Origin of the sequence: Streptomyces sp. NPDC088124 (assembly GCF_040685895.1) — a bacterium.
GTDB lineage: Bacteria > Actinomycetota > Actinomycetes > Streptomycetales > Streptomycetaceae > Streptomyces.
The window spans coordinates 24,960-46,782 of record NZ_JBFBJB010000003.1 but is presented as its reverse complement, the minus strand read 5'-3'; the positions used below and the strand labels follow the sequence as shown (position 1 = coordinate 46,782).

Here is a 21,823-nt window from a genome sequence, read left to right as displayed (position 1 = left end):
GGCCCATGGCCGAGACCACGACCACGTACCAGGAAGATCCCTCCCCCGGCTCACTGATCACCCGCGACGGGCAGATCCAGTGGGCCGGACTGCTGCTCGGCCCCGGTACCCCGTTCGAGATCGACCGCGCCGGCCTCAGCGGCTGGGACGATCTGCCCGGCATCGACATCGGTGACGTACCCCGCCCCGACCAGCACGGTTCCTGGCCCGGCTCACGCTGGGCGCAGCCCCGGCTGATCGACGCGACGGTCTGGCTGCTGCCCGCGTCCCGTACGCAGGCGCGTACCACCCTCGGCGAGTTCCGGTCCGGCACCGGGCTGGACGGCGCCGAACGGTGGCTCGCGGTCCGGCTGCACGGGGAGACCCTGGCGGTACGGGCCCGGATCAGCCGGCGCGTCGTACCGCAGGACCGTTCCTTCCAACTGAACGGCACGTCGAAGACCAGCCTTCAGTGGACGGCCACCGATCCGCGCCGCTTCGGTACGGACGAGCAGGCGGCACGGACCGGCCTGCCCGCCGCCGAGCCGGGCCTCGAATGGCCGGACGGCGGGCTGGACTGGCCGCTGGACTGGGGCACGGCCGGTACGAACGGCGCCCTCACCGCCGTCAACTCCGGTGACACGGCGGCCCATCCGCTGATCGAGTTCCGCGGCCCGGTGCGGCGTCCCTCGCTGACCCGGCTGTCCGACGGCCGCCGCCTCCAGTACGACATCACCCTCGCCGCCGACGACGTCCTGACCGTGGACACCTGGACCGGGACGGTGGTCCTCAACGGCACCGCCTCCCGGCTCTACACGGCCACCGCCGCCTCGGCCCCGGAGCAGCTGTTCCTCCTGGAGCCCGGCGAGACCTCGCTGGCCTTCCGCTCCGAGGACGCCGCGCCGGCCCCGGCCGCGCAGGCGACCGTGCGCTGGCGCCACTCCCACTGGTGACACGAGCCCCCACCCGCCACCACCCCACCCATCCCGCAGAGGAGACCTCATGCCCATCCGTTCCGCATGGCTGCTCAACCGCTCCGCCGACGGCACCGGCGCCACCGGTCAGTCCCGTACCGACACCCGGCTCGCCCCGCTCGGCGCCATGACCCCGACCGGACAGCTCACCACCCGCGGCGGCGTGCTCCCCGGCTCGCCGGACGGCAGGTACGTCCTGTCCGGGCTGTACGTGTACGGCGAGTCGGCCGGGATGACCGCCACCGTCGCCTCGGGCCGCGCCGTCGTCCACAGCAGCGAGACGGCCGGCTCCTACCCCGTCGCCGTCACCGAGTACACCCCGCTCCTCCTCGCCGACGGCGACCCGGCCAACCCCCGGATCGACCTCGTGGTGCTGCGCGTGTACGACGGGACCCAGGACGGCGGCGAGCGTACGGAGGCCGCGCTGGAGATCGTCCAGGGCGCCCCGGACCCCAACCCGAGCGCCCCGGCACTCCCGGCCGCCGCCCTGCCGCTGGCCACCGTCCGGGTCCCGGCGGGCGCCTCGGCGGGCAGCGGCGGGATCGACTGGACCTCCGCCGTCTCCGATCTGCGCCGTACCACCGTCGCGGTCGGCGGCATCCTGCCCGAGGAGTGGGCCCGCGACATTCCCGGCGCCTACCCGGGCCAGTACCGGGACACCGGTGCCGGCGGCCTCCAGCGCTGGGACGGCGCCGCCTGGCAGCCGTACCCGCCGCTGCCGCGGTGGCGGAACTGGACCCCGGTCTGGACGACGTCCACCGGCGTGGCGACACCGTCCTTCGGCAACACCGCGCTCACGTGCCGTTACGTCCAGACGGGGACCGTGGTGCACGGCTCGTTCGACATCGTCTTCGGCTCGACCACCCGGTTCGGCGGCGGCGACTCCGGCGACAACTGGCGCTTCACCCTGCCGGTGGCCGCCGCCGACCTCGCGCAGGCCGTGGGCTTCGCCGGACTCCTGGGGGCGACCAACAAGGAGCGGTACGCGTGCCGGGTCCGGATCACCAACCCCAGGACCATGGAGCTGGAGCTCGCCTCCGGTTCGTCCGGCACCGTGCCGTTGCCGTACGGCGGCATCGTGGACGCGATCACCCCGTGGCCCTGGGCCGCCGGCATGCGGATCTCCGGCAGCTTCACCTACGAGGCGGCGGAGGGCGCCCTGTGACGCCGGTGACGATGGACTCGGGGGCGCTCAGGACCCCCGGCACCGCCGTGTACCGCGCCCTGTTCTGCGATCTGCGCACCGACCAGGTGCTCGACGTACTCCCGCTCACCGACGCGAAGTTCGACGACTTCATCGGGAAGGCCGGCTCCCTCTCCGCGACGATCCCGCTGCCCGACGCCGCCCTCGCCGCACGGACGCGGGCCGCGCTGGTGCCCGGCCGCACGGCGGTCTGGCTGGAGCGCAACGGGGACATCTGGTGGGGCGGGGTGCTGTGGACCAGCACCCCGCAGATGGACGAACAGGGCCGGCTGACCGTCCAGTTCCAGGCCGGCACCTTCGACTCGTACCTCGACCACCGGATCCTCTCCGGCGATCTGGTCGGGGCGGGCACCGAGCAGTTCGACATCGTCCGGCTGCTGATCGACCACGTACAGGAGCAGCCCGGCGGCGACATCGGGATCCGCTACGGGACCGAGGCGTCCGGGGTGCGGAGGGACTTCGCGTACGCCTACAGCGGGCTGGCCCGGGTCAGGGAACTGCTCGACAAGCTCTGCCAGTTCGACGACGGATTCGAGTGGCGGATCCACTGCTACCGGGACGCGGAAGGAAGGCGCGTCAAACACCTTCAGCTCGGCCATCCGGTGATCACCACCGGTCGTACGGAGATCGTGCTCGATCATCCGGGTCCGGTGCACACCTACAGCCTGCCGTCGGACTCGACCGTGCAGGCCAATGTGTGGGTGGCGCGCGGTGAATCGGGCAACAGCGACCAGTCGCAGGAATCCGAGCCGCTGACCGTGCGCGTGGTCAGCGACGAGGACATCGCGGGCGGCTGGCCCCGGCTGGAGCAGACCTCGGACCACACGTCGGTGAACGACGCGGCCGCGCTCGGCTCCCTCGCCCGCGCCGAACTCTCCCGGCACCGCCGCCCGGAGACGATCCCGGAGCTGACGGTGTGGATGGACGGCCGGATCACACCCGCGCTGATGGGCGCCCTGATCCGGCTGCGCGTCCACGACCTGTGGCACCCCGGCGGCTCGGACACCCGGTTCCGGGTCGTCGGGCTCGCCGTCAATCCGCCGCAGCGGGCGAAGCCCGAGACGGCCACGCTCTACCTGGAAGGGGTGTGACACCGTGGCGATCATCCCCATCGACCTGCTGGACCGGATCCGCACTCTGGAGCGGCAGGTACGCGACCTGATGGGCAGCGCCAACACCCGCCCGGCGATGAACCAGATCATGGGCGGCGATGTCGTCATCGGCGACGGCGGCAGACTGCGGGTGCGCACCGGCCAGGGCGACGACCTGCTCTATCTGGGCCGGGTCCAGCCCGACCGCGCCGAGGAGTCCCCGCAGCAGGGCCTGATGGTACGGAGGGACGACGGCTCCCTCGCCCTGACCGTCTGGACCGGCACCCCCGACACGCTGCCCGTCCAGCCGGTCCAGATCCTCGACCGCAAGGGCAATGTGGTCGTCGCGGACGACGCCGTGGGACACGGGCTGGCCCGGCCCTACGTGCCCTACCCGCTGCCGCAGCCGGTCGCCGCCGACCGGTGGGAGTCCACCGGCGCGACCGGCTGGACGACGCTGTACCGGGGCACGGGCATCGCCCAGCACGCGCGGCTGTACTGCCGGATCGCGGCCGAGAGCGCCGGGGACGCCGAGCTGCGGCTGCTCGCCGACGGCGTGCCGGTGGGCCCGGTGGGCGACGCGCGCGGCCTGGAGTTCACGGCCGTCCTGAACGCGGCGTACGACGCTGCCGTCACCTTCGAGGTGCAGGCGCGGGTCCTGGCGGCGGGCGGCACCGTGCGCTGCCGGCCCCTCGCCCTGTACGGCGTGCAGTCCTGACCGTACGGCCGCACGCCCGCCCCTCCATCACTCCTCTTCGCAAGGAGGCACCCGAGTGCTGCCCGAATCCATTCCCACGGTGGCCGTCACCGCGCGCTATCTGACGCCGGACGGCCACCCCATGACCGGCCAGGTCGAGTTCCGGCCGCCGGTCCTCCTCACCCACGCCGAGGCCGATCTCTTCCTCGGCGGGCCGACGCGGGCCACGCTGGACGACGAGGGCGCGATCCGGGTCGTGCTGCCCGCCACCGACGGCCCCGGCTGGAACCCCGAAGGGTGGACGTACACCGTCACCGAGAAGCTGCGCGGCCTGTCCCGGCCCCGCACGTACCGGATCGTGCTCGCCGCCGGCCAGGAGCGCGTCGACCTCGCCGATCTCGCCCCGGCGGACCCGGCCACCCCGGACTACGTGGCGGTACCGGGACCGGCCGGGCCCGCCGGGGAACCGGGACCCGCGGGGCCCGCCGGGCAACCCGGAGCCGTACGTTCCGTCAACGGGCGCGGCGAGGCCGACATCGTTCTCACCGCCGCCGACGTGGCCGCCGTACCGGCCACCGCGGCCGGCGCCCGCGGCGGCGTGGCCACCCTGGGCGCGGACGGGCTGGTGCCGCCCGGCCAGTTGCCCGCGGCCTCCGGCGGAGCGGTCGCCTCCGTCAACGGCAGAACGGGCGCGGTCGTCCTGACCGCCGCCGATGTCGGCGCCCTGGACACACCCGCCGCCGACCTGCGCTATCTGCCGCTGGACGGCGCGCCGGTCACCTCCGTCAACGAACGGACGGGCGCGGTCGCGCTCACCGCCGGCGACGTGGGCGCCGTCCCGGCCGGCGGCGCGGTGCTGCTGGACGGGAACCAGACGGTGCAGGGCACCAAGACCTTCGCGGTCCCGCCCGCCACCACCGCCGGTCCCTCCAGCGCCGACCATCTGGTCCGGCGCGGATACCTGGACACGGTCGCCGGGGCGGGCACCTGGTCCCCGGCCGCGATGGGCTTCGCCGGCTGGGCGTTCGACCCGGCGGCGGCCTCCGGCAGCACCGTGCAGTACTGCATCAACGGCTGGGTGTACCTGATCGGGATCCCGCTGCACGCGGCCACCACCGTACGGAACGTGGTCTTCTACGTGCCCGGTTACGCGGGGACCGGCCTCAGCGCCAGCTCGTTCGCCGGGCTGTACACGGCGGCCGGGACCCGCGTCGGCCTGACCGCTCCCCTGACCACACCGATCAAGGCCACCGAGGGGCAGACCGTCGTCATACCGCTGACCGGCGCGTACAACGCCGCCGCCGGGAACTACTGGGTGGCCCTCCTGGTCAACGGGCCGAACCCCAGCAACAGCGGCCCCGCCTTCATGCGGGGCTCCAGCATGGGTCAGACCCCCGGCGGGAGCGCCCGGATGCCGGGGTCCTTCGTCCGCCACGGACGGATGAACGTCACCGGCCAGACCTCGCTGCCGGCCTCCTTCACCCCGTCGACCGTGATCGCCGACTCCAACGCCATCTGGGCCGCCCTCTCCTGACCCCCGTCCCGCCCCGACCGCCCCGCGCGTGCCCCGTACCGGCCCCTTCCGGTACGGGGCACGCGCGTCCGGGCCGGGGGCCGTACACCGTCCGAAAGGAATCCCCCATGGCCACCCCGCTCACCGCCGACCAGATGGTCACCGCCCTGCGCGCCGAGGGCGTCACCGTCGTCGAACACCCCGGCTGGCGCACCCACCACCGCAACCACAAAGGAGCCTGGGGACCGCTGAACGGCGTGATGATCCACCACACCGTCACCAGCGGCACCGCCGGCTCCGTCTCCCTCTGCTATCACGGCTACGCCACCCTGCCGGGGCCGCTCTGCCACGGCGTCATCGCCAAGGACGGCACCGTCCACCTGGTCGGCAACGGCCGCGCCAACCACGCGGGCGGCGGCGATCCGGCCGTACTGCGGCGGGTGATCGCGGAGGACTACGGCGAACGCCCGCCCGCGCCCCGCCACCACGAGGGGAGCGCCGGCGCCGCCGACGGCAACGCCCGCTTCTACGGCTTCGAATGCGTCAACCTGGGCGACGGCAAGGACCCCTGGCCCGCGGCCCAGCTCGCCGCGATCGAGCGGGTCTCGGCCGCGATCTGCCGCGCCCACGGCTGGAGCGCGCGGAGCGTGATCGGGCATACCGAGTGGTCCGACCAGAAGATCGACCCGCGCGGATTCACCCTGCCCGGCCTGCGCACCCGGATCGCCGCCCGGCTCGGCGCGACACCCGCGCCACCGGCGCCCACGCCCCCCGCCACCCCCCGCCACCAGCCGTTCCCCGGCGCCGCGTTCTTCACCGACCGCCGCAGCTCCCCCGTGATCACGGCGATGGGGCGGCGGCTCGTCGCCGAGGGCTGTTCCGCCTACGCGGTCGGTCCGGGCCCGCGGTGGACCGAGGCCGACCGCCGCTCGTACGCGGCCTGGCAGCGCAAGCTCGGCTTCCGCGGTGCCGATGCCGACGGCACCCCCGGCCCCACCTCGTGGACCGCGCTGAAGGTCCCGTACACCACCTGAAGGAGGGCGCCCATGACCGACACCGAACCGAACAACCCGGTCGCCGTCGCCGTCGAACTGGAGCGGCTGCGCGGCACGCTGGAGGCGGGGTTCGCCCGGACCGACGGCTCGCTCGCGCTGCTCGTCCAGCGCAGCGACCAGACCGACCGGCAGCTCGCCGACCACGAGGCCCGGCTGGACTCCCTGGAGCGCTCCCGCTGGCCGCTGGCGAACATCGCCGCGCTGACGGCCACCTGCGGACTCGCCGTCGCCGCCTGGGAACTGGCCGTACGGTAATCCCCGTACGGCCCGGTACCCCCGTACACGCCGGAGGGCGGCCACCCCGTACGGGATGACCGCCCTCCGTCTCGCTCACGCCTTACTGGTTGTACGGACCGTAGTCGTAGTCCTCCAGCGGAACGGCCTGGCCGGAGCCCGTGCCGAACGGCGAGTAGTCGATGTCGTCGTAGCCGACGGCCGAGTACATCGCGGCCTTGGCCTCCTCGGTCGGCTCGACCCGGATGTTGCGGTAGCGGGAGAGACCCGTACCGGCCGGGATGAGCTTACCGATGATGACGTTCTCCTTGAGGCCGATCAGGGAGTCCGACTTGGCGTTGATCGCCGCGTCGGTCAGGACCCTGGTCGTCTCCTGGAAGGACGCCGCCGACAGCCACGACTCGGTGGCCAGCGACGCCTTGGTGATACCCATGAGCTGCGGACGGCCGGAGGCCGGGTGGCCGCCTTCCGTGACCACACGGCGGTTCTCGGTCTCGAACCTCGACCGCTCCACCAGCTCGCCGGGCAGCAGCTCCGCGTCACCCGACTCGATGATCGTCACACGGCGCAGCATCTGCCGGATGATGATCTCGATGTGCTTGTCGTGGATCGACACACCCTGCGAGTTGTAGACCTTCTGGACCTCGCCGACCAGGTGGACCTGGACCGCGCGCTGACCGAGGATCCGCAGCACGTCGTGCGGGTTGGTGGCGCCGACGGTGAGCTTCTGGCCCACCTGGACGTGGTCGCCCTCGCCCACGAGCAGACGGGCACGCTTCGAGATCGGGAACGGCGTCTCGTCGCTGCCGTCGTCCGGGGTGACGACGATCTTCTTGGTCTTCTCGGTCTCCTCGATACGGACGCGGCCGGCCGCCTCCGAGATCGGGGCGACACCCTTGGGCGTACGGGCCTCGAAGAGCTCGACGACTCGGGGCAGACCCTGCGTGATGTCGTCACCGGCCACACCACCGGTGTGGAAGGTACGCATCGTGAGCTGGGTACCGGGCTCACCGATGGACTGGGCGGCGATGATGCCGACCGCCTCACCGATGTCGACCAGCTTGCCGGTGGCCAGCGAGCGGCCGTAGCAGAAGGCACAGGTGCCGACCGCGGACTCGCAGGTCAGGACCGAGCGGGTCTTGACCTCCTCGACCCCGGCGGCCACGACGGCGTCGATCAGGACATCGCCCAGGTCGACGTTGGCCGGCGCGATGACCTTGCCGTCGACGACGACGTCCTCGGCGAGCATCCGCGCGTACACGGACGTCTCGACGTCCTCCGCCTTGCGCAGCACACCGTCGGCGCCGCGCTCGGCGATCCGCAGCTTCAGGCCGCGGTCGGTGCCGCAGTCCTCCTCGCGGATGATGACGTCCTGCGAGACGTCCACCAGACGACGGGTCAGGTAACCCGAGTCGGCGGTACGCAGGGCGGTGTCGGCCAGACCCTTACGGGCACCGTGCGTGGAGATGAAGTACTCCAGCACGGACAGGCCTTCACGGAAGGACGCCTTGATGGGACGCGGGATCGTCTCGTTCTTGGCGTTGGACACCAGACCACGCATACCGGCGATCTGACGCATCTGCATCATGTTTCCACGAGCACCCGAGTTGACCATCATGAAGATGGGGTTGGTCTTCGGGAAGTTCGCGTTCATCGCCTCGGCGACCTCGTTGGTCGCCTTGGTCCAGATCGCGATGAGCTCCTGGGTGCGCTCGTCCTTGGTGATCAGACCGCGCTCGTACTGCTTCTGGACCTTCTCGTCCTGCGCCTCGTAACCCTGGACGATCGCCTTCTTCGCCTCGGGCACGACGACGTCGGAGATGGCGACGGTGACGCCGGAGCGGGTCGCCCAGAAGAAGCCGGCCGCCTTCAGGTTGTCGAGCGTCGCCGCCACGATGACCTTGGGGTAGCGCTCGGCGAGGTCGTTGACGATCTCGGAGAGCTGCTTCTTGCCGACCGAGTAGTCGACGAACGGGTAGTCCTCGGGCAGCAGCTCGTTGAAGAGCGCGCGGCCCAGGGTCGTCCGCAGCCGGAACGGGTCGCCCTGCTGCCACGGCACCGCGGTGCCGTCGGTGTCGGCCTCCTCGGAGACCGGCGGGGTCCAGCCGCGCGGCGGGATGGTGCCCACCGGGAAGCGGATGTCGACCTTGGCCTGGAGCGACAGCTCCCGGTTGTCGAACGCCATGGTGGCCTCGGCGGTGGAGCCGAAGGAGCGGCCCTCGCCCTTGACGGTGCGCTCTTCCTCGTCGGTGGTGAGGAAGAAGAGGCCGAGCACCATGTCCTGGGTGGGCATGGTGACCGGACGGCCGTCGGCCGGCTTGAGGATGTTGTTCGAGGACAGCATCAGGATGCGGGCCTCGGCCTGCGCCTCCGCGGAGAGCGGCAGGTGGACGGCCATCTGGTCACCGTCGAAGTCCGCGTTGAACGCGGTGCAGACGAGCGGGTGGATCTGGATGGCCTTGCCCTCGACGAGCTGCGGCTCGAACGCCTGGATGCCCAGACGGTGCAGGGTGGGCGCACGGTTCAGCAGCACCGGGTGCTCGGCGATGACCTCTTCGAGCACGTCGTACACGACCGTACGGCCGCGCTCGACCATGCGCTTCGCCGACTTGATGTTCTGCGCGTGGTTCAGGTCCACCAGGCGCTTCATCACGAACGGCTTGAAGAGCTCCAGCGCCATGGCCTTCGGCAGACCGCACTGGTGCAGCTTGAGCTGCGGGCCGACGACGATCACGGAACGGGCCGAGTAGTCGACTCGCTTGCCGAGCAGGTTCTGACGGAAACGGCCCTGCTTGCCCTTGAGCATGTCGCTCAGGGACTTCAGCGGGCGGTTGCCCGGACCGGTGACCGGACGGCCGCGACGGCCGTTGTCGAACAGCGCGTCGACGGCCTCCTGGAGCATCCGCTTCTCGTTGTTCACGATGATCTCGGGGGCACCGAGGTCGAGGAGACGCTTGAGGCGGTTGTTCCGGTTGATCACACGGCGGTACAGGTCGTTCAGGTCGGAGGTCGCGAAGCGGCCACCGTCGAGCTGCACCATCGGACGCAGGTCCGGCGGGATCACCGGCACGCAGTCCAGCACCATGCCCTTGGGGCTGTTGCTGGTCTGCAGGAACGCGGAGACGACCTTGAGGCGCTTGAGCGCACGGGTCTTCTTCTGTCCCTTGCCGGTACGGATGATCTCGCGGAGGCGCTCGGCCTCCTCGTCCAGGTCGAAGGACTCCAGGCGCTTCTGCAGCGCGGCGGCGCCCATCGAGCCGTCGAAGTAGGTGCCGAAGCGGTCGCGCAGCTCGCGGTAGAGCAGCTCGTCGCCCTCCAGGTCCTGGACCTTGAGGTTCTTGAAGCGGTTCCACACCTCGTCGAGACGGTCGATCTCGCGCTGCGCGCGGTCCCGGAGCTGCTTCATCTCACGCTCGGCGCCTTCGCGCACCTTGCGGCGCACATCGGCCTTGGCGCCCTCGGCCTCCAGCTCGGCCAGGTCGGTCTCAAGCTTCTTGGCGCGGGCTTCGAGGTCGGAGTCGCGGCGGTTCTCGGTCTGCTGGCGCTCGACGGAGACATGCGCCTCCAGCGACGGCAGATCGCGCGTACGGCGCTCCTCGTCCACGAACGTGATCATGTACGCGGCGAAGTAGATGACCTTCTCCAGGTCCTTCGGCGCGAGGTCCAGCAGGTACCCGAGGCGCGAGGGCACGCCCTTGAAGTACCAGATGTGGGTGACGGGCGCGGCCAGCTCAATGTGGCCCATCCGCTCACGGCGCACCTTGGCGCGCGTGACTTCCACGCCACAGCGCTCACAGATGATGCCCTTGAAGCGGACACGCTTGTACTTGCCGCAGTAGCACTCCCAGTCCCGGGTCGGACCGAAGATCTTCTCGCAGAAGAGTCCGTCCTTTTCGGGCTTGAGCGTGCGGTAGTTGATGGTCTCCGGCTTCTTCACTTCGCCGTGCGACCAGGTCCGGATGTCGTCCGCGGTGGCAAGGCCGATCCGCAGCTCGTCGAAGAAGTTGACGTCGAGCACTTGTCGTCAATCCCTCTTTCGGGGGTTCGAGCCCCTCGCGTGAGCGAGTAGATGGGGCACTTCAGCAATGGTCTGAACGGGTCCGGGGAGAGCCGGCCGGATACGGGATCCGGCCGGCGAACCCGTCAGACCTCTTCGACGCTGCTCGGCTCGCGCCGGGACAGGTCGATACCGAGCTCCTCCGCCGCGCGGAAGACGTCCTCGTCCGTGTCTCGCATCTCGATGGACATGCCGTCCGAGGACAGCACCTCCACGTTGAGGCAGAGCGACTGCATTTCCTTGATGAGCACCTTGAAGGACTCGGGAATGCCGGGCTCGGGGATGTTCTCGCCCTTGACGATGGCCTCGTAGACCTTCACGCGGCCGGTCACGTCGTCGGACTTGATCGTCAGCAGCTCCTGGAGGGCGTACGCGGCGCCGTAAGCCTCCAGCGCCCACACCTCCATCTCACCGAAGCGCTGACCACCGAACTGAGCCTTACCACCCAGCGGCTGCTGGGTGATCATCGAGTACGGGCCGGTCGAGCGGGCGTGCAGCTTGTCGTCGACCAGGTGGTGGAGCTTGAGGATGTACATGTACCCGATCGAGATCGGGTCGGGGAACGGCTCACCGGAGCGGCCGTCGAACATCCGGGCCTTACCGGAGCCCTTGACCATCCGCTCGCCGTCGCGGTTCGGGATGGTCGACTCGAAGAGGCCCGAGATCTCGTCCTCGCGGGCGCCGTCGAAGACCGGGGTGGCGACATTGGTGCCGGGCGCGACGTCGTCGGCGCCGATGGACTTCAGCCGCTCCATCCACTCCTCGTTGCCCTCGACCTTCCATCCCTGGCTGGCGAGCCAGCCGAGGTGGATCTCCAGGACCTGTCCCGGGTTCATTCGGGACGGGACACCCAGCGGGTTGAGGATGATGTCGACCGGGGTGCCGTCCTCCAGGAACGGCATGTCCTCGATCGGCAGGATCTTCGAGATGACGCCCTTGTTGCCGTGACGGCCGGCGAGCTTGTCGCCGTCCGTGATCTTGCGCTTCTGGGCGACGTAGACGCGGACGAGCTGGTTGACGCCGGGCGGCAGCTCGTCGCCCTCCTCGCGGTCGAAGACGCGGACGCCGATGACCTTGCCGACCTCGCCGTGCGGCACCTTCAGCGAGGTGTCGCGGACCTCACGGGCCTTCTCGCCGAAGATCGCGCGGAGCAGGCGCTCCTCCGGGGTCAGCTCGGTCTCACCCTTGGGCGTGACCTTGCCGACCAGGATGTCCCCGGCGACGACCTCGGCACCGATACGGATGATGCCGCGCTCGTCGAGGTCCGCGAGGACCTCCTCGGAGACGTTCGGGATGTCCCGGGTGATCTCCTCGGGGCCGAGCTTGGTGTCCCGGGCGTCGACCTCGTGCTCCTCGATGTGGATCGAGGAGAGGACGTCGTCCTGGACCAGCCGCTGGCTGAGGATGATCGCGTCTTCGTAGTTGTGGCCCTCCCACGGCATGAACGCCACGAGGAGGTTCTTGCCGAGCGCCATCTCACCCTGCTGGGTGGCGGGCCCGTCGGCGAGGACCTGGCTCTCGACGACCCGGTCGCCCTCGTTGACGACGACCTTCTGGTTGACCGAGGTGCCCTGGTTCGAGCGGGAGAACTTGGCGATGCGGTACGTGGTGTACGTGCCGTCGTCGTTGGTGACGGTGATGTAGTCCGCGGAGACCTCCTGGACCACACCCGCCTTCTCCGCCTTGACGACGTCACCGGCGTCGACCGCGCAGCGGTACTCCATGCCGGTGCCGACGAGCGGCGCCTCGGACGTGATCAGGGGCACGGCCTGACGCATCATGTTCGCGCCCATGAGGGCACGGTTGGCGTCGTCGTGCTCCAGGAAGGGGATCATCGCGGTCGCGACCGACACCATCTGGCGCGGCGAGACGTCCATGTAGTCGACGTCGTCGCCGGGGATGTAGTCGATCTCGCCGCCACGGCGCCGGACGAGGACGCGCGGCTCGATGAACCGCATCTCCTCGGAAAGCGTCGCGTTGGCCTGGGCGATGACGAAGCGGTCTTCCTCGTCGGCCGTCAGGTAGTCGACCTCGTCGCTGACGACACCGCCGACGACCTTGCGGTACGGGGTCTCGATGAAGCCGAACGCGTTGATCCGGCCGTACGAGGCCAGCGAGCCGATCAGACCGATGTTCGGGCCTTCCGGCGTCTCGATCGGGCACATGCGGCCGTAGTGCGAGGGGTGCACGTCACGGACCTCGAAGCCGGCCCGCTCACGGGAGAGACCACCCGGGCCGAGGGCGTTGAGACGACGCTTGTGCGTCAGCCCCGACAGCGGGTTGTTCTGGTCCATGAACTGGGACAGCTGGCTGGTGCCGAAGAACTCCTTGATGGAGGCGACGACCGGCCGGATGTTGATCAGGGTCTGCGGCGTGATCGCCTCGACGTCCTGGGTGGTCATGCGCTCGCGCACGACGCGCTCCATACGGGCGAGACCCGTACGGACCTGGTTCTGGATCAGCTCGCCGACGTTACGGATGCGGCGGTTGCCGAAGTGGTCGATGTCGTCGGTCTCGACCATGATCGAGCGACCGGACTCACCCATCGTCTCGGTCTCGCCGGCGTGCAGCTTGACCAGGTACTTGATGGTCGCGATGACATCGTCGGTGGTGAGCACGCCGGCGTCCAGCGGCTCGTTCGCACCGAGCTTCTTGTTGACCTTGTAGCGGCCGACCTTGGCGAGGTCGTAGCGCTTCGGGTTGAAGTAGAGGTTCTCCAGCAGCGTCTGGGCCGCCTCGCGCGTCGGGGGCTCGCCCGGACGCAGCTTGCGGTAGATGTCGAGCAGCGCGTCGTCCTGGCCCTGGGTGTGGTCCTTCTCCAGGGTGGCGCGCATGGACTCGTACTCGCCGAACTCCTCCAGGATCTGCTCGGTCGTCCAGCCGAGAGCCTTGAGGAGGACGGTCACGGACTGCTTGCGCTTGCGGTCGATGCGGACACCGACCATGTCGCGCTTGTCGATCTCCATCTCCAGCCAGGCACCCCGGGACGGGATGATCTTGGCGGAGAAGATGTCCTTGTCGGACGTCTTGTCGATGGAGGAGTCGAAGTACACGCCCGGCGAGCGGACGAGCTGCGACACCACGACACGCTCGGTGCCGTTGATGACGAAGGTGCCCTTGTTGGTCATGAGCGGGAAGTCGCCCATGAAGACCGTCTGGGACTTGATCTCGCCGGTCTCGTTGTTGGTGAACTCGGCGGTCACGAAGAGCGGGGCGGCGAACGTGAAGTCGCGGTCCTTGCACTCCTCGATCGAATTCTTCGAGGGCTCGAAGCGGTGGTCGCGGAAGGTCAGCGACATCGACCCGGAGAAGTCCTCGATCGGGGAGATCTCCTCGAAGATCTCCTCCAGACCGGACTTCCTGGGGACGTCCTGTCCACTCTCGACAGCCGCCTCGACACGAGCCTTCCAGGCGGGGTTGCCGAGCAGCCAGTCAAAGCTCTCGGTCTGGAGCGCCAGGAGGTTCGGAACCTCAAGCGGCTCCTTGATCTTTGCAAAGGAGATGCGCAGCGGGGCAGTGCTTGCGCCGTTGTTCGTATTCGTGGTCGAGGCGTTGCGCGAGGCGGCCAAGAGGGGGTCCTTCCGAGGGCTCGGACTCACTACGCGCGTACCGGTGTCCCAAGCCGGACATCGAGAGAGAAAGCCCAGTTCAGAGCTGTTCAATCACCGATGCTCATGCGAGGGGGTGCCCCTGGTGACGGGCAGGGAGCAGCTAACAGGCAGCGCAAAGGGTCAGTGTAGCCACTTGGCACACTGATGTCCAGAGCCGGTTTTCCGACACCCTCGTTGTTCTCAACACCCTTGTCTCAACCGCTGCAAGCCTCGCGCCGTAGGCGCACACCATTACTGCCCTCTTCGTCACCGATCCATGCCTCGGAACCGGATCGATTGTGACGACGCGTCCTGAGAATTGCGCGCTCCGTGCGGTTCGTCAAGGCCCCCCACCCCATGCGGAAGGTCACTCGGCGGGCGGTGGCACGGCGATGATCACGATACCCGCCGCCGCGCGAAGAGCAAGGCAGCCCCTGCGGGAACGCGGAAGGGCGACCACCCGACTGGGTGATCGCCCTTCATGTCAACGCCGCGCCGCGAGACACCACGAACGTGGTGCCCTGCGGCGCCGGGACTGTCCCCGTGCGCCCGGAAGCCCTCGCGGGCCCCTCAGCGGCCGGTGACGGACCCGTACGAGGTCACTTGACCTCGACGGAGGCGCCGGCGGCCTTGAGGGACTCGGCAGCCTTCTCGGCGGCCTCCTTGGCGACCTTCTCGACGACGGGCTTGGGGGCGCCGTCCACGAGGTCCTTGGCCTCCTTGAGGCCCAGGGAGGTGAGCTCGCGCACGACCTTGATGACCTGGATCTTCTTGTCGCCGGCACCCGTGAGGATGACGTCGAACTCGTCCTGGACCTCTTCCTCCACGGCGGCGGCAGCGGCGCCACCGGCGGCGGCAGCGGCGACCGGGGCGGCGGCCGTGACGTCGAACTTCTCCTCGAAGGCCTTCACGAAGCCGGAGAGCTCGATGAGGGTCATGTCCTCGAACTGCGCGAGCAGCTCGTCCTGGGTGAGCTTCGCCATGATGGCGGTCCTTCCACTAATTCGGCTGGTGCCGTATGTACAGTTCCGCGGGCGTACCGGCCCGCTGTGACCGACCGGGTGTGATCACCCGGAACCGAGCGTGATTACTCGGAGTCGGCCTCGACGGGGGCCGGCGTACCGGCACCGTCCTGCTCTTCCTTCTGGGCACGAAGAGCTTCCGCGGTGCGGACGAACTTCGACGGAAGCGCCTGGAAGAGAGCGGCAGCCTGCGACTGCTTGCCCTTCATGGCACCGGCCAGCTTGGAAAGCAGAACCTCACGGGACTCGAGGTCCGCGAGCTTCTTGATCTCGTCGGCGCTGAGCGCCTTGCCGTCAAGGACACCGCCCTTGATGACGAGATTCGGGTTGTCCTTGGCGAAGTCACGAAGACCCTTCGCCGACTCCACCGGGTCACCGGTGACGAAGGCAACCGCCGTCGGACCCGCGAAGAGGTCGTCCAGCGCGTTGATCCCGGCCTCGTTGGCCGCGATCTTGGTCAGCGTGTTCTTCACCACGGCGTACTGGGCGTTCTCACCGAGAGAACGGCGCAGCTCCTTGAGCTGCGCCACGGTGAGACCCCGGTACTCGGTCAGCACGGCGGCGTTCGAGCTGCGGAACTGATCCGCCAGCTCGGCTACCGCGGCAGCCTTGTCGGGCCTTGCCATGAGCGTCGGCCTCCTTCCGGGTGATGAGGACCGCTCAGAAGGGGCTGGGCAAAACGAAACGCCCCGGCGCAGGCGCACGGGGCGTAGCTCGACCGAATGGGATCCGGGAGCTCTCCACAGTCACCTGCGCGGGTCGTCCGCAGCTAGCGGATCCTTCGGCCACCGCACCCTCTTACGAGCACACGGCAACGACCAGCGGTCTTTGGCTTCCTGCGAAGAGTACGTGAATACCGGCGCGCCGGGCAAATCAGCCGGTGGCGCCCGCGGTGCCCTCGTCCGCCAGTCCCGCCATCATCTCGGCGAGGTCGAAGGTCTCACCGGCCGGCGGCACCTCGACCTGCGTCTTCGCCCCGTAGTCCGAGTAGTGCGCGGACATCTTCACCAGGCCCTCGGAGGTCTTCATGCCGATGTTCATCTGCACCGGGTAGTCGTCCTCGTTGACCCAGACCTCGGTGTCGTACCCCTTCATGCCCGACTTCTTCATCGAGTCGATCATGTCCTGGCGTTCCTTCTCGTCCAGCACACCGAACGCGCCGTCGGACTTCATCAGCTCTTCGAGGGTCAGCGTGCCCTTGTAGTGCTCGGCCGGAGCCCCGTCCACCTTCTCGGAGCCGACGTGCTTGATCTGCGGCGAGTCCAGCAGCAGGGCGAGCTGCTGCGCCGGGTCCTGGTTCATGTTCTCCAGGCCGCTCGTCATCTGCTTCTCCAGCGCCTTGTCACCCGACGCCTCGGCCGCGGCGGCCATGTCGAGCTTCATCCAGCGCTTGCCGTCCATCTCCTTGGCCGCCTCGGCGCCCGCGTCCACGTACAGGACGTTGTCGACCCAGACCATCCGGGTGTTCTCAAGACCCGCGTTCTCGGCGCTCAGCGCGGAGCCCTTCACCGTCAGGTCCATCACGGTCGGGTCCCAGCCCATGACCCCGGACATCTCCATGTCGCCCTCGACCATGCCCGCCGACTCCGGCATCGACATCGTCATCCGGACCTTGGCGGACTTCGCCTCCGAGGTCTTCTCGTAGGCCGCCGTGAGGACCTCGGTGGCGCTCGACTTCGCCGGCGCCTTCTCGGCCGCCGGGGCGCTCTTCTTCTCCGTGTCGCCGCCCTGACACCCCGCGACACCGGCCATGACGGCCACCGCTGTCAGGCAGACGCCCCCACGCCTCCATACGGACATGTTCATGATCCCCACCCCTGTTTCGTCGTACAACTGTCCTAAACCGTAGCGCACAGGTCTGACACAGCCTGGTACCCCGAAAGCCGGGCCCCGCACCTCCGGAGAGGTGCGGGGCCCGGCTTTCGCGTGTGCGGTGCGGCCCGTGGCCACCGTCGGATCAGACGGCGGCCGGGTCCTCCTCGACGAGGAGGTTACGGGTGCGGTTGGCGTCCAGCGGGATGCCGGGGCCCATCGTGGTGGCCAGGGTGGCCTTCTTGATGTAGCGGCCCTTGGCGGCGGACGGCTTGAGACGGAGGATCTCCTCCAGCGCCGCGGCGTAGTTCTCGACCAGCTTCGTCTCGTCGAAGGAGACCTTGCCGATGATGAAGTGCAGGTTCGAGTGCTTGTCGACGCGGAACTCGATCTTTCCGCCCTTGATGTCGTTCACAGCCTTGGTGACATCGGGGGTGACCGTGCCGGTCTTCGGGTTCGGCATCAGACCACGCGGGCCGAGGACGCGGCCGAGGCGGCCGACCTTGCCCATGAGGTCCGGGGTGGCGACGACGGCGTCGAAGTCCAGACGGCCCTTCGAGACCTCGTCGATCAGTTCGTCGGCGCCGACGATGTCGGCGCCCGCGGCACGCGCGGCCTCGGCGCGGTCACCGGTCGCGAAGACCAGGACCCGGGCGGTCTTGCCGGTGCCGTGCGGAAGGTTCACGGTGCCACGGACCATCTGGTCGGCCTTGCGCGGGTCGACGCCCAGCCGCATGGCCACCTCGACGGTGCCGTCGAACTTGGTGGTGGTGGTGTCCTTGGCGATACGGACGGCTTCGAGCGGGGCGTACAGACGCTCCCGGTCGACCTTCGCGTCCGCGCCGCGGAGAGCCTTGCTGCGCTTCACTTCTTCTCCTGGTGTTTCTTCAGGTGTGGAGTTCGTGGTGCGGGCCGCGCTCGGCCCTTCCACTGGGATGTGCCCGGCTGGGTCAGCCCTCGACCGTGACGCCCATGGAACGGGCGGTGCCGGCGATGATCTTCTCGGCGGCGTCCAGGTCGTTGGCGTTCAGGTCGGGCATCTTGGTCGTGGCGATCTCGCGCACCTGGTCGCGGGTGAGCTTCGCGACCTTCTTGACGTGCGGCTCGCCGGAGCCCTTGTCCACACCAGCGGCCTTGAGGATCAGCTTGGCGGCCGGCGGAGTCTTGGTGATGAAGGTGAAGGAGCGGTCCTCGTAGACCGTGATCTCCACCGGCACGACCATGCCACGCTGCGACTCGGTCGCGGCGTTGTAGGCCTTGCAGAACTCCATGATGTTGACGCCGTGCTGGCCCAGCGCGGGGCCGACCGGCGGAGCCGGGTTGGCCGCGCCGGCACTGATCTGGAGCTTGATGAGCCCCGTGACCTTCTTCTTCTTGGGAGGCATTGCTCTCTCCGGGTCCAGTTGAGAGTTTTCAGCCCGCCGTCCGGTCATCCGGATGGAGGCATACCGCACAACGATAACGGGTATAGCCGTACGGCCAAAAACCGACAGGTCAGACAGGTACGAATCCTGTCTGACCTGTCGGAAGCAGGTGTTCCGGAAGAAGGGTCAGTTCTTCTGGATCTGGTCGAAGCTCAGCTCGACCGGGGTCTCGCGGCCGAAGATCTCCACCAGACCCTTGACCTTCTTCGAGTCGGCGTTGATCTCGTTGATCGTCGCCTGGAGCGTGGCGAAGGGGCCGTCGGTGACGGTGACGGAGTCGCCGACCTCGAAGTCCAGCACCTGGACCTCGACCTTGCGGGACGGCACGGGCTTACCCTCCGCCTCGGCGGCCTCGCGGGCGGCCTTCTCCTCGGCCTCCGGGGCGAGCATCTTGACGATCTCGTCGAGGGTCAGCGGGTACGGGTCGTAGGCGTTGCCCACGAAGCCGGTGACGCCGGGGGTGTTGCGGACGACGCCCCAGGACTCGTTGGTCAGGTCCATGCGGACCAGGACGTACCCGGGAAGCTTGTTCTGGCGGACGTTCTTGCGCTCGCCGTTCTTGATCTGGACGATCTCTTCCTCGGGGACTTCAGCCTGGTAGATGAATTCCTCGACGTTGAGCGAGACGGCGCGCTGCTCCAGGTTCGCCTTCACGCGCTTCTCGTAGCCCGCGTAGGTGTGGATCACGTACCACTCGCCGGGCAGCCCGCGGAGTTCGTCACGCAGGGCGGCGACCGGGTCGGCCGGGGCTTCCGCCACGGCTTCCGTCTCGTCCTCGGCATCGGCATCGTCGGCGGCCGCGTCCGCGGCGTCCTCGGCGGATTCTTCGCTCTCGTCCTCGACGTGCAGCGCGGCCTTCTCGGCCGGCTCGCCGGCGGCGATGTCAGCTGCTTCGGCCTGGTCCGCCTCGACAGCGTCCGCCGCCTCGACGATGTCGGTCTGGTCCTTCCGGGACTCCACCGACTCGCTGGCGTCGTTCAGTTTCGGGTCAGACACGGTGGCTGCTTCTTCCTGGCTCAATGGCTGGAACACGCGAAAGGGGCGCCGCACCGGGCGCCCTTCGCGGGATCAGCCGAAGACGTACTTGATTGCTTGCTGGAAGCCATAGTCAACCACGGTCACCAGACCGATCATGACGACCACGAAGACAATCACCACGGTGGTGTACGTCGTCAGCTGGCTACGAGTCGGCCAGACGACCTTGCGCAGCTCGGCGACGATCTGTCGGTAGAAGAGCGCGAGACGGCCCAGGGGACCCTTCTTGCCGCGCTTTCCGCCCTTGCGGGGCTTCTTCGACTCGGCGGACTCATCGTCGGCATCAGGCTTGTCGATGGAGCCCACGGCGTCCGCCACTCTCTCTCACCTGATTCCGGGTCGTGACCGTGCCGCGCCCGGGGGAGCCGCACGGCGATGAATGAACGTACATGCGCACACATCCTGGCGAAGGTGTGTGTAGCAGGGCCGGAGGGACTTGAACCCCCAACCGCTGGTTTTGGAGACCAGTGCTCTACCAATTGAGCTACGACCCTTTGCGTTCTCCCTCAACCTACCGCATCCGACCGGATGCACGGAGTGCCCGGTGCGGCTTCGGTGATGAAGGCCAACGACCAGTGAGTGTACGTGGTGATGAGCCGTGCGTCGAACAGCTTCCCCGGGACCCGGCCCTCCCCCACCTGTTCGGGGTGCCGTCCACTGTTGGCTCGGGGATCCGTCCCCATGGGTTCGGGGAGCCGTCCCCATGGGTTCGGGGAGCCGTCCTCGTTCTGACTGGGAGCCATCCTCCTTCTGGTTCGCGGAGCCATCCTCTTGGTTGTTCGCAGAGCCATCCTCTTGTTGTTCGCAGAGCCATCCTCTTGTTGTTCGCAGAGCGAAACGTATGTGTCGTGGAGGTATCCGGTCTGGGACCATGGGCCGCATGAGCGCTGCAACCCCTCCCACCGAGCGCCGGGTCTCCACCCGCATCGGCGCGATCTCCGAGTCCGCGACCCTCGCCGTGGACGCCAAGGCCAAGGCCCTGAAGGCCGCCGGGCGTCCGGTGATCGGCTTCGGCGCCGGCGAGCCCGACTTCCCGACCCCCGGCTACATCGTCGACGCCGCGGTCGAGGCGTGCCACAACCCCCGGTTCCACCGCTACACGCCGGCGGGCGGGCTCCCCGAGCTGAAGGCCGCCATCGCCGCGAAGACGCTGCGTGACTCCGGTTACGAGATCGAGGCGTCCCAGGTCCTCGTGACCAACGGCGGCAAGCAGGCGATCTACGAAGCCTTCGCCGCCATCCTGGACCCGGGCGACGAGGTCATCGTCCCCGCGCCGTACTGGACGACCTACCCCGAGTCGATCCGGCTGGCCGGTGGTGTCCCGGTAGAGGTCGTGGCCGACGAGACCACGGGCTACCGCGTCTCCGTCGAGCAGTTGGAGGCCGCCCGCACGGAGCGTACGAAGGTCGTGCTCTTCGTCTCGCCGTCCAACCCGACGGGCGCCGTCTACAGCGCCGCGGACACCGAGGCCATCGGCCGCTGGGCCGTCGAGCACGGCCTGTGGGTGCTGACCGACGAGATCTACGAGCACCTCGTCTACGGGGACGCCGTCTTCACCTCGCTGCCTGCCGTCGTCCCCGAGCTGCGCGACAAGTGCGTCGTGGTCAACGGCGTGGCCAAGACGTACGCCATGACCGGCTGGCGCGTCGGCTGGCTGATCGGCCCCAAGGATGTCGTCAAGGCCGCGACGAACCTCCAGTCGCATGCCACGTCCAACGTCTCCAACGTCGCGCAGGCCGCGGCCCTCGCCGCCGTCTCCGGCGACCTGGAGGCCGTCGCCGAGATGCGGACCGCCTTCGACCGGCGCCGCCGGACGATCGTCCGGATGCTCAACGAGATCGACGGCGTGGTCTGCCCGGAGCCCGAGGGCGCGTTCTACGTCTACCCGTCGGTGAAGGCCCTGCTCGGCAAGGAGATCCGCGGCACCCGCCCGCAGTCCTCCGTCGAGCTGGCCGCGCTGATCCTGGACGAGGTCGAGGTCGCGGTCGTCCCGGGCGAGGCGTTCGGCACTCCCGGGTATCTGCGGCTCTCCTACGCGCTCGGTGACGAGGATCTCGCCGAGGGCATCGGGCGTGTCCAGAAGCTGCTGGCCGAGGCCAGGGCCTGACGGCTCACCCGCCCGCCCCACCCGCTCCC

General features: G+C 69.0%; 17 protein-coding genes and 1 tRNA gene. 8 read left to right on the top strand and 10 right to left on the bottom strand.

The window, feature by feature from the left end:
* Positions 1-5 precede the first annotated feature (5 nt).
* The 7 genes from AB0P17_RS02880 to AB0P17_RS02850 all read left to right on the top strand — a co-directional run bounded on the left by AB0P17_RS02880 (position 6) and on the right by AB0P17_RS02850 (position 6,768).
* Positions 6-932: a phage tail protein gene (locus tag AB0P17_RS02880; protein ID WP_365807005.1), complete on the top strand. Its 927-nt coding sequence runs from the start codon at positions 6-8 to the stop codon at positions 930-932.
* 49 nt (positions 933-981) lie between these two features.
* Positions 982-2,118, top strand: coding sequence for a hypothetical protein (locus AB0P17_RS02875; RefSeq protein ID WP_365807004.1), 1,137 nt, complete (start codon positions 982-984; stop codon positions 2,116-2,118).
* Between the two features lie 11 nt (positions 2,119-2,129).
* Positions 2,130-3,248, top strand: coding sequence for a hypothetical protein (locus tag AB0P17_RS02870; RefSeq protein ID WP_365807318.1), 1,119 nt, complete (start codon positions 2,130-2,132; stop codon positions 3,246-3,248).
* Between the two features lie 4 nt (positions 3,249-3,252).
* Positions 3,253-3,966 (top strand): hypothetical protein, encoded by a 714-nt coding sequence (locus AB0P17_RS02865; RefSeq protein WP_365807002.1) that lies wholly within the window; start codon positions 3,253-3,255, stop codon positions 3,964-3,966.
* A gap of 55 nt (positions 3,967-4,021) precedes the next feature.
* Complete coding sequence (locus AB0P17_RS02860) at positions 4,022-5,479, top strand: phage tail protein (RefSeq protein ID WP_365807000.1); 1,458 nt, start codon at positions 4,022-4,024, stop codon at positions 5,477-5,479.
* Positions 5,480-5,586: 107 nt separating this feature from the next.
* Positions 5,587-6,492 carry a peptidoglycan-binding protein gene (locus AB0P17_RS02855; RefSeq protein ID WP_365806998.1) on the top strand — a complete coding sequence of 302 codons (906 nt, stop codon included), beginning with the start codon at positions 5,587-5,589 and terminating at the stop codon, positions 6,490-6,492.
* A 12-nt stretch (positions 6,493-6,504) separates the two neighbouring features.
* Positions 6,505-6,768, top strand: a complete 264-nt coding sequence (locus AB0P17_RS02850) for a hypothetical protein (RefSeq protein WP_365806996.1) — start codon at positions 6,505-6,507, stop codon at positions 6,766-6,768.
* Positions 6,769-6,850: 82 nt separating this feature from the next.
* On the opposite strand, the gene AB0P17_RS02845 is transcribed toward AB0P17_RS02850, so the two are convergent.
* The 10 genes from AB0P17_RS02845 to AB0P17_RS02800 all read right to left on the bottom strand — a co-directional run bounded on the left by AB0P17_RS02845 (position 6,851) and on the right by AB0P17_RS02800 (position 20,181).
* Positions 6,851-10,765 (bottom strand): DNA-directed RNA polymerase subunit beta', encoded by a 3,915-nt coding sequence (locus AB0P17_RS02845; protein ID WP_365806994.1) that lies wholly within the window; start codon positions 10,763-10,765, stop codon positions 6,851-6,853.
* Between the two features lie 125 nt (positions 10,766-10,890).
* Entirely contained in the window at positions 10,891-14,373 is a 3,483-nt protein-coding gene (gene rpoB / locus AB0P17_RS02840; RefSeq protein ID WP_365806992.1) for a DNA-directed RNA polymerase subunit beta, read from the bottom strand.
* Positions 14,374-14,993: 620 nt separating this feature from the next.
* Positions 14,994-15,377: a 50S ribosomal protein L7/L12 gene (gene rplL / locus AB0P17_RS02835; protein ID WP_365806990.1), complete on the bottom strand. Its 384-nt coding sequence runs from the start codon at positions 15,375-15,377 to the stop codon at positions 14,994-14,996.
* A 104-nt stretch (positions 15,378-15,481) separates the two neighbouring features.
* The gene (gene rplJ / locus AB0P17_RS02830) at positions 15,482-16,042 is read right to left on the bottom strand and encodes a 50S ribosomal protein L10 (protein WP_365806988.1); all 561 of its coding nucleotides are present in this window, start codon (positions 16,040-16,042) and stop codon (positions 15,482-15,484) included.
* A 247-nt stretch (positions 16,043-16,289) separates the two neighbouring features.
* On the bottom strand, positions 16,290-17,216 hold the full coding sequence (locus tag AB0P17_RS02825; protein WP_365806987.1) for a hypothetical protein: 927 nt from the start codon (positions 17,214-17,216) through the stop codon (positions 16,290-16,292).
* A 157-nt stretch (positions 17,217-17,373) separates the two neighbouring features.
* Positions 17,374-18,096 carry a 50S ribosomal protein L1 gene (rplA, locus tag AB0P17_RS02820; RefSeq protein WP_365806985.1) on the bottom strand — a complete coding sequence of 241 codons (723 nt, stop codon included), beginning with the start codon at positions 18,094-18,096 and terminating at the stop codon, positions 17,374-17,376.
* 82 nt (positions 18,097-18,178) lie between these two features.
* Positions 18,179-18,613, bottom strand: a complete 435-nt coding sequence (rplK, locus tag AB0P17_RS02815) for a 50S ribosomal protein L11 (protein ID WP_030351419.1) — start codon at positions 18,611-18,613, stop codon at positions 18,179-18,181.
* Between the two features lie 165 nt (positions 18,614-18,778).
* The gene (gene nusG / locus AB0P17_RS02810) at positions 18,779-19,648 is read right to left on the bottom strand and encodes a transcription termination/antitermination protein NusG (protein WP_365806983.1); all 870 of its coding nucleotides are present in this window, start codon (positions 19,646-19,648) and stop codon (positions 18,779-18,781) included.
* A gap of 72 nt (positions 19,649-19,720) precedes the next feature.
* Positions 19,721-20,005 carry a preprotein translocase subunit SecE gene (gene secE, locus AB0P17_RS02805; RefSeq protein ID WP_365806981.1) on the bottom strand — a complete coding sequence of 95 codons (285 nt, stop codon included), beginning with the start codon at positions 20,003-20,005 and terminating at the stop codon, positions 19,721-19,723.
* A 103-nt stretch (positions 20,006-20,108) separates the two neighbouring features.
* Positions 20,109-20,181: transfer RNA gene (locus tag AB0P17_RS02800), tRNA-Trp, on the bottom strand.
* 386 nt (positions 20,182-20,567) lie between these two features.
* Between AB0P17_RS02800 and AB0P17_RS02795 the strand changes: the two genes are divergently transcribed.
* Complete coding sequence (locus AB0P17_RS02795; RefSeq protein WP_365806980.1) at positions 20,568-21,794, top strand: pyridoxal phosphate-dependent aminotransferase; 1,227 nt, start codon at positions 20,568-20,570, stop codon at positions 21,792-21,794.
* Positions 21,795-21,823: the final 29 nt, after the last annotated feature.